This is a genomic window from Coleofasciculus sp. FACHB-712 (assembly GCF_014695635.1).
In the GTDB taxonomy this organism is placed as follows: domain Bacteria; phylum Cyanobacteriota; class Cyanobacteriia; order Cyanobacteriales; family FACHB-T130; genus FACHB-T130.
Window position 1 is genome coordinate 1 of record NZ_JACJOQ010000576.1, and the last position, 8,834, is coordinate 8,834.

The 8,834-nt window shown below is 45.1% G+C and carries 5 protein-coding genes; 3 read left to right on the forward strand and 2 right to left on the reverse strand.

Going from position 1 to position 8,834, the window contains the following annotated elements; all coding sequences use genetic code 11:
• The 3 genes from H6F50_RS20845 to H6F50_RS20855 all read left to right on the forward strand — a co-directional run.
• On the forward strand, nucleotides 1-1,407 hold a 1,407-nt coding region (locus H6F50_RS20845; RefSeq protein WP_190430183.1), incomplete at its 5' end, for a cobaltochelatase subunit CobN.
• A gap of 37 nt (nucleotides 1,408-1,444) precedes the next feature.
• Nucleotides 1,445-2,575 (forward strand): AAA family ATPase, encoded by a 1,131-nt coding sequence (locus H6F50_RS20850; RefSeq protein WP_190430184.1) that lies wholly within the window; start codon nucleotides 1,445-1,447, stop codon nucleotides 2,573-2,575.
• Nucleotides 2,575-3,246 carry a DUF3226 domain-containing protein gene (locus H6F50_RS20855; RefSeq protein ID WP_190430185.1) on the forward strand — a complete coding sequence of 224 codons (672 nt, stop codon included), beginning with the start codon at nucleotides 2,575-2,577 and terminating at the stop codon, nucleotides 3,244-3,246. Before H6F50_RS20850 ends, H6F50_RS20855 begins: the two co-directional genes overlap by 1 nt.
• Before the next feature lie 53 nt (nucleotides 3,247-3,299).
• Here the strand turns inward: H6F50_RS20855 and H6F50_RS20860 are convergent, their stop codons facing one another.
• Together H6F50_RS20860 and H6F50_RS20865 are read right to left on the reverse strand one after the other, a co-directional pair.
• Nucleotides 3,300-7,754 carry an EAL domain-containing protein gene (locus H6F50_RS20860; RefSeq protein ID WP_190430186.1) on the reverse strand — a complete coding sequence of 1,485 codons (4,455 nt, stop codon included), beginning with the start codon at nucleotides 7,752-7,754 and terminating at the stop codon, nucleotides 3,300-3,302.
• A 441-nt stretch (nucleotides 7,755-8,195) separates the two neighbouring features.
• On the reverse strand, nucleotides 8,196-8,834 hold a 639-nt coding region (locus H6F50_RS20865; RefSeq protein WP_190430187.1), incomplete at its 5' end, for an ATP-binding protein.

Here is an 8,834-nt window from a genome sequence, read left to right on the forward strand (position 1 = left end):
CCTTCCCTGCAACAAACCACCCAAGAAATCACCAACCTATTGCGAGGTTTAGATGGGCGCTTTGTCCCTAGTGGTGCCTCTGGCGCACCAACACGAGGACGCCCAGACGTTCTACCGACAGGTCGCAATTTTTACTCAGTTGATATTCGGGCGATTCCTACAGAAACCGCTTGGCTGGTTGGACGCAAAGCAGCAGAAGCCTTAATTGAACGATATACCCAAGAAAACGGCGAGTATCCTAAAACACTCGGATTATCCGTATGGGGAACTTCCACCATGCGGACTGGCGGCGATGATTTGGCAGAAGCGCTGGCATTGTTGGGAGTGCAACCCGTGTGGGATAGCCCGTCGCGGCGAGTGGTAGATTTTGAAATTTTGCCACTTTCGGTCTTAAATCGTCCCCGGGTCGATGTCACGCTGAGAATCTCTGGCTTTTTTCGCGATGCTTTTCCGAACTTAATCGATCTATTCGATCAAGCGGTGGCAGCAGTCGCAGCGTTGGATGAACCACCAGAACAAAACCCCTTAGCCGCGCAAGTTAAAAAAGAAACTGAGTTATGGGAAGCGGCGGGGTTAAATCAGGAACAGGCAGAAATGCGATCGCGCTATCGCATCTTTGGTTCTAAACCCGGTGCCTACGGTGCGGGATTGCAGGGCTTAATCGAAGCCCAAAACTGGACAGATGACGAAGATTTAGCCCGTGCCTACATCAACTGGAGTAGTTATGCCTACACTAGCACCGCAGATTCCTCGCCTCCCTTGTCAAAAGGAGTTCCAGTAGCTGTTTCTTCTCCTTCCCTAAGCAAAAAAGGTTTAGGGGGAATCGCCGCCCCAGAAGCCTTTGAGCAGCGTCTACGCCAGATGCAAATCGTATTGCACAATCAAGATAACCGGGAACACGATTTATTAGATTCAGATGATTACTATCAATTTCAAGGCGGTTTAACAGCAGCAGTTCGGGCGATGAGTGGCAAAAATCCCCAAACTTATTTTGGGGATAATTCCCTTCCTGAAAACCCAAAAGTGCGGCAACTGCGAGAAGAAATTGCGCGAGTATATCGTTCTCGTGTCGTGAATCCAAAATGGATTGCTGGAGTCATGCGCCACGGTTACAAAGGTGCTTTTGAAATGGCAGCAACCGTTGATTATCTCTTCGCTTATGATGCCACAGCAAATTGTGTGGAAGATTTTATGTATCAAGGAGTTGCAGAAGCGTACTTATTCGACCAGTCCGTGCAAGATTTCATCTATCAGAAGAATCCTTGGGCATTACGAGATATGGCAGAACGTTTGCTAGAAGCTAATCAGCGCGGTTTGTGGCAAAACGTCAATCAAGAAATGGTGGATAAGTTGAGAAGCTTAGTTCACCAAGCCGAAGCCGTCATCGAATCTACCACTGCCCCTTAATATAGAAGATAACAACCGCTGCACAGCAGAAGAATCTATGTTACGCGATCTCACCATCCAAAACTATCGCTGCTTCAAGAATTTCTATATCGACGGTTTGGCGCGTGTCAATCTTCTGGTCGGCATGAACAACAGCGGTAAAACCAGTCTACTGGAAGCAGTTTGTCTGTTAGTTAATCAGAATAGCCCCTCGCTTCTTCTGGATTTACTAGATAAGCGAGGTGAGTTTGCTGAACAGCTTTTTATACGTGAATCTGGCGAAGTAATACATCGCTTGAATCGATATCAAATTAGACATATCTTTCATAGCCATCAGTTTCAGCCTGAACAAGACATTCATTTTAAATCGCGGCAAGAAAGCCCCCTTTCCCTTTCACTTAGCATCGGCCTATTTCCTTCAGTTCAGAAGGATTTACATTCTGAGGATGAAGGCATAAGTGAACAAGATGATATTGATGCAGATGCTTTTAACCTTGTATTTATTTACATTTCAGACGAGCGAGCTACAAGACAGGATATATCTATCGATGAGGATGGCTCGATTGAATCACGCTCCTTTCAATTACTAAAACAAGCGCCATCCAGTGTCTTTTTAAAGACTAGTATTAAAAGCCTGTTTTTGACAACTGGTATGATGAGCTTTGAACAATTAGCTGCTTTATGGGACAAAATAACACTCACCCCCAAAGAAAACAGCATAATAGAAGCATTGCAAATTCTGGAGCCAGCTATAGAGCGCATTAATTTCACTAGCCGACAGACTTTTAACAGTGGCATCCTAGTCAAGCTGCGCGGACAGCCTAACCCAATTCCTTTAGGTAGTATGGGTGATGGGATGCGCCGGATTCTAACTCTAGCTATGGCAGCAGTGACAGTTGAAAACGGGTTTTTAATTGTAGATGAGATTGATACAGGTCTTCACTATCAGACGCAAACTGATATGTGGCGTTTAATATTAGAAATATCACAACGGTTGAACATTCAAGTATTTGCTACTACCCATAGTTGGGACTGTATAACTGCATTTCAAGAATCTTTGGCTCAAACAAAAGATAGCTCAATAGGAAAGTTATTTCGCTTAAGCCGGAAGGATGAAAATATACGTGCTGTTGAATACACTCCTGATGAATTATCTATTGCTGTGCGCCAAAGTATTGAGGTGCGTTGATGCCTTTATCACGAAAACCACCTAAACCAAAACCGCAGCAATTATTGGTTGAAGGAAAGAATGACCGACACGTTATTTGGGCTTTGTGCGAACAACATAAACTTCCAGAAACCTTTTCTGTAGAAGTGCCTCAAGAAGATGAAGATCCAGGAATAGAAGCACTTTTGATGAGCTTGCCTTTAAAACTGAAACAAGAAAACTTGCGTACATTAGGAATTGTAGTGGATGCCGATCAAGACTTACTGGCACGATGGCAAGCGGTACGCGATCGCCTGAGTGCAAGTGGCTACAAAGACATTCCCAAATCTCCACCTGCTGAAGGCTGGATTTATGCTCCGCCAGACTTACCACGAGTAGGGGTTTGGCTGATGCCAGATAATCAAATTCCGGGAATTTTAGAAGATTTCGTTGCCCATCTAATCCCACAAAATGATGCCTTGCGTCCGAAAGCAGAAGCAATTTTGCAAGAAATTGAACAGGATTGCCTCAATTGCTATACATTAGTTCACCGTCCCAAAGCCTTGATCCACAGTTGGCTAGCTTGGCAACAAACACCAGGAATGCCTATGGGGCAGGCAATCACAGCACAAGTGCTACGTTACGATTGTGCGATCGCACTCATCTTTGTTGCTTGGTTAAAACTACTGTTTGAGTTGCCTAATCCGTCATGAGTAAGACGAAAATATAAGTTTTGTGCGATCGCTTCCGTATCCATCCTAAGCCATCATCGCATCGCTTCCGCTGAAAGTCTAAAGCTACAGGAACAGTTAGCAATGGATACACAACTTGAATGTTTGGCTATCTTTGAGAAAGATTTTTCGAGTATTTTAGTAATCTCCTCAGCCGCTTGGGGTCGCCAGAAAAAGTAGCCTTGCATCTGTTCGCATTGGAGATTTTGCAAGAAATCTTTTTGCGCTTCTGTTTCCACGCCTTCCGCAACCAGTCTCAGATTGAGTACCTTTCCTAACGCTGCGATCGCTGTAATGATGGCTGCATCATTGGGGTCGCTTGTCAAGTCTCGAACAAAGGATTTGTCAATTTTTAAGGTATGGAAGGGAAACTTTTTCAAATAAGTCAGAGAAGAATATCCCGTCCCAAAATCATCTAGAGAAATGTAAACTCCTAGCCGATGCAACTCACTCAAAGTTTTTCGGGTAAATTCTACATTTTGCATCGTGATTGTTTCAGTAATTTCTAACTCCAGAAATTGGGCTTCGAGTCCAGTTTCTTCCAGAACTCGCGTCACCATTTTGACTAAATCGGGTTCCTGAAACTGTCGGGCAGAAAGGTTAACCGCCACTTGTAAGTCGGCAATTCCTGCATCGTGCCAAGCTTTATTTTGAGCGCAGGCAGTCTTTAACACCCATTCCCCAATTGGTACGATGAGTCCGGTTTCTTCCGCTAGGGGAATAAATATTCCTGGAGAAACTAGCCCAAATTTTGGATGCTGCCAGCGCAACAGGGCTTCAACGTGGGTGATTTCTCCAGTCGTTGTATTGACTTGAGGTTGGTAGTAAACGACAAATTCTCCCCGTTCTAGAGCATGGTGCAAATCGTTTTCGAGTACCAATAACTCAGAATTCTGAGAATTCATTGCTGGATTATAAAATTGATAGTTATTCCGACCTTGTTCTTTGGCACGATATAAGGCAGCATCGGCGTTTCTCAAAAGTGTTTCAGCATCTGCGCCATCACTGGGATAAAGTGCAATCCCAATACTGCTACTGATATGCAGGGAGTGCCCTTCTAAATAAAATTCTGGCTTTAAATCTTCTAAGATTTTCTGGGCAATCTTAGCAGCGTCCTCTTTACAACGAATTTGGGGGATAAGTAGGGTAAATTCATCCCCTCCCCAGCGAGCAACGGTGTCATCCTCCCCCAGACAGCCGATCATTCGTTCAGTCACGCTTTGCAACAAGCGATCGCCAAAAGCGTGCCCCAATGTATCGTTAATCGTCTTAAAACGATCCAAATCCAAAAACATTACGGCAAGCGTACTTTGGCTTTGACGTGCATACGCCAAGGACACAGACAGCCGCTCATTGAATAGCATCCGGTTCGGCAAGCCAGTCAGCAGGTCGTGTAACGCTTGATAGCGGATGGTTTCTTCTGCCTGTTGGCGCTCGGTGACATCGCGGAAGCTCCACACTCTACCGACGACTTTTCCCGCAATCCGTTGAGGCTGGGAATAGCGCTCGAAGATTCTTCTATCTTTAAATTCAAGGAGGTCGTAGCTTTCTGCGTCGGGTTCGCCATAGAGTTCCTGAACTTTGGTGATGAAGCTCTCCGGGTTTTTTAGCTGCTCTAGGACAAATGCTAAGGCTTGGTCGCTATTCCGTGCCGCGACGATGGAATCGGGAATGCGCCACATTTGGACAAATTTTTGATTGAAACTGGCTATTTTTCCGACTTTGTCAACTACGAGAATCCCATCAGCAGTTGATTCGAGCGTCGCCTTTAGCAGCGACAGGGATTTTTCCAATTCCTCCTCTGCCCACTTGCGCTCGGCAATCTCGCCCTCCAATTGCGCGATCGCATTGTTTAATTCTGCTGTACGCTCAAGGACTCGTTTTTCTAAGTCTGCGTTGAGCTGTTTGAGAGCGTTTTCTGCTTGCTTGCGATCGCTAATATCGCGGGAGATGGTAGAAAGAAAGTCAACGCTTCCATCCAGCTTCTTGTGGGCAATAATCAGCTGCAAAACTGGAATCTCCCGTTTGTCGCGGGTCAAAAGTGCAGTTTCGCCACACCAGACGCCATCGCGAATCGCACTAGGAATTCCCTCCTCCAAGATGATTTGACCCGCCCATTTCGGGTGGCAACTGGCAACGCTGAGGTTTGAGATATCCTCTTCGAGAGGAATTCCGACCAAGCGACGACCTGCCTGGTTAATGTAAAATGCGCGTCCTCGATTGTCCGCACTGCCTACGAAATCACTCGTTGCTTCCAAAATCCCGGCAAGGCGTGTTACTGCTTCCTCTGCTTGCTTGCGTTCTTGAGTAAGAGAGATGGCGGCTGCCGCTGCACGCAGCAGGTTGATTTCCAAAGGTTCCCAAGCACGCGCTTCTATGCAGTTGTCAAAGCCGATAAACCCGAAGAATTCGCCCTTAACCATGATGGGCAAAATTAGGATGGAAAGAATTCCCTGAGGTTCTAAGATAAAACGCTCTGATTCGGGTAATTCAGCGACAATTCCGGCAACAATGTCACCTTTTTCTAGCAAATATGCCCAGCGGGGGAAGAAGTCGTCATAAGAAAGGTTTTGCAGCGCCGGATTGTCGATTTCTGGGCGAACGCCCTCGGCACACCACTCCGCACGCTGACTCATTAGCAAGTTGCCGGTTTGGGAACGATGGTTCTCGAATACGTAAACGCGACTTGCGCCTGCTGCTTGTCCGAGTTGTACCAATATTTCCGTGTAGCAATTCGTGCTGCCATCAAAAGTCAGCAACCGGCGCTCAACTTCAACCAATGCTGATAAGTAGCGTTCGCGCTGCGCGAGTCTTTCCTCTGCTTGCTTGCGCTTGGTGATATCGCTGAAGGTGCAGATTACTTGTTCAAGGCGACCATCCGCTGCCAACTGAGGTTCGGCATTGACTAATAGCCAGATGCGATCGCCCACACTGGGACGATAAACGCCCATCACGACATTCCGCACAGCTTGACGAGTTGCGATCGCTTGCGACACCGGATGGGTTTCTCCGGGGAACGGTGTACCATCTTCATGAATGACATTCCAATTCAGATCGAAGGAAGTTTTCCCCAGCAGTTGGCTGTCAGTGATACCGAGAAGGTCGATAGCCGCTTGATTGCTCAGCAGGATTTCTGCGTTGGCTCCTTGCAGTAAAACGCCGACGTGAAGCTCCTGTATCAGTGTCCGAAACCGCTCCTCGCTTTCGCGCAGTGCTTCCTCTACCCGCTGACGCTCGACAATCTCGCCCTGAAATTGCCCAATTGCACGCTTTAACTCAGTTGTGCGCTCCTCAACTCTAATTTCTAGTTCTTCTTTCGCTTGTTTGATCGCCAACTCCGCTCGCTGCCGTTCCGTGATATCTTGGGCTACACAAACGATTCCCTGAATTCTATCCGATACGCTTGCGATCGCTGCACAGGAAAACAGCACCGAGATTCTTCTCCCGTCTTTGGACAGGTAAATTTTTTCCGCATCTCGGACAACCCTTTTTTGAGTTAAATCATCCAACTCCGACGCTGTGAAAGGAAATTTTTCATCGGCGAAAATAACTCCTATCGGTTGCCCAATTAATTCCTCTTTGTGATACCCCAAAAGTTCGCAGGTTGCTTTATTAACTGACTGAATCATGGTATCGGGCGTTACCACGATCAGAGATTCCACCATGCTTTCACAAACATTGATTACATCCGCTGTTTTCTGCCGCAAATCCTCAGCCATTTTATTGAAAGCATCAGCTAAGGCGCTCAGCTCATCTTTGGTGGAAACGTCTATTTTTGTCTCTAGCTTGCCCTGGCCTATCTCTACCGCAGCCGCTTTGAGTTTGTTTAGCCGACTCAATATAGACCGCGAGATAGAAAGACCAAGAAATATAGCGATTAAGACGGTAGATAAACCGACGCCAAATATCATTCTGTCGGTCAAGAGCAGAGTTTCATGAATTTTCTTTCTTTCGGCTTCCAACTCTTGCGATTGAGCCTGAATTTTTTGGTTAATAGTTCCTATAAATTGTTGGCTGGTTTTTTCCAGTTCGTTTTCTTTTGCCAGAAACTCTGGAGTTACCTTTCCCTGCTTTTTTAAGCCAATTACCTCATTGGATAATTTTAAAAGTCTCTCACCTGAAGTTTGGATTTCTTCTGGCAATCCTTGTTCAGATGGGAAAAAATAGTTCGCTAATTCTTTATAATCATTCAGAGCCTTGCGATAATTTTCCTGGCTAGTCTCCACATTTTGATATTTTTGCGTTGATACAATATCTTTTGCAGATGGATTTTTTTCTACTTTTTGGAATTCTAATTGTTTAGTAGACAAAACTACTGTATCCGAAGCATATTGCAACCGCGCTAACTCATGGTGAGAGGAAATCGTTCTAATAACTTCGTTGTACTTTTTTTCAACGTTATTCGTTCCTTTAATTCCGACATATCCAACCACTTCAACAAGTAGAGCAACGGCTAAGTAACCTGTCATCAATTTGTGGCTGATTTTCATCTAAATGGGTTCCTGATGCTAAACCGTCTTGCTACTTGAAATAGTATTTCAATAATAAATGCTTAGTAACAATTACCTATTCGTGAATCCTGGAATAGGCAAGGTAATGCCAGTTTAGAGAAGTCATCTCTCTGGCATAGAACTGGAAAACCTTAAAAAGACTTCCAAAAATATATGATTTTTTTATAAAAGATTAATAAAAAAGATATTAAAGTTAAATTTTAAACATAAAACTTTTATGAAAAGCCAGAAACCTAGAGGTAGCATTCATCGTTTGTAGAGACGCGGGATATGGAGTCTCTACAAAATCAACGTCAAGAAGGAGATAGAGAAACTTAATATCCAATGGCTGCGGCGTCGCCTAGAGGAAGGCCAAAAGCAAAGAGCGATCGGCTCCTTAAGCTTCCCTAATACATCCCTTCAACAATAAGAGGACAACGCTTAAGAAATTGCCATAGGTTTTGACCGATTTGACCTCTCTGGAACAGTTGCAGTAGAGCCTCTCTGGCTTTGACGCATCGGGATTTTAATCCAAAACTCTGCTCCCTGTCCCGCTTCGGAAATGCAGCGAAGCATTCCTGAATGCTTCTCTACTACAATTTGATAGCTAATTGATAGCCCCAGCCCCGTTCCTTGCCCAACTGGCTTGGTCGTAAAAAACGGATCGAATAGCCGTTTTCTTACCTCTTCCGTCATGCCTAGTCCATTATCAGCAATTCGCACAGCAACACGGTCGGGGTGCAAAACTTGAGTGCTAATCCGAATCGTTGGGGATGGTTCAAGATTACTTGTCGATTGTTCATTGTTACGAGCAATGAACGATAAGCCATCAAAGGCTTCTAGGGCATCAATAGCATTGCTAATAATATTCATAAATACCTGATTCATCTGACCCGCATAACACTCAACTAAAGGCAAATTTCCGTATTCTTTAACCACCTCAATAGCGGGATGCTCCGGCTTAGCTTTTAATCGATTTTGCAAGATTAAAAGAGTGCTATCTAATCCCTCGTGAATATCAACTGGCTTCATGTCTGCCTCGTCAAGGCGAGAGAAATTCCGCAAAGAAAGAACAATTTG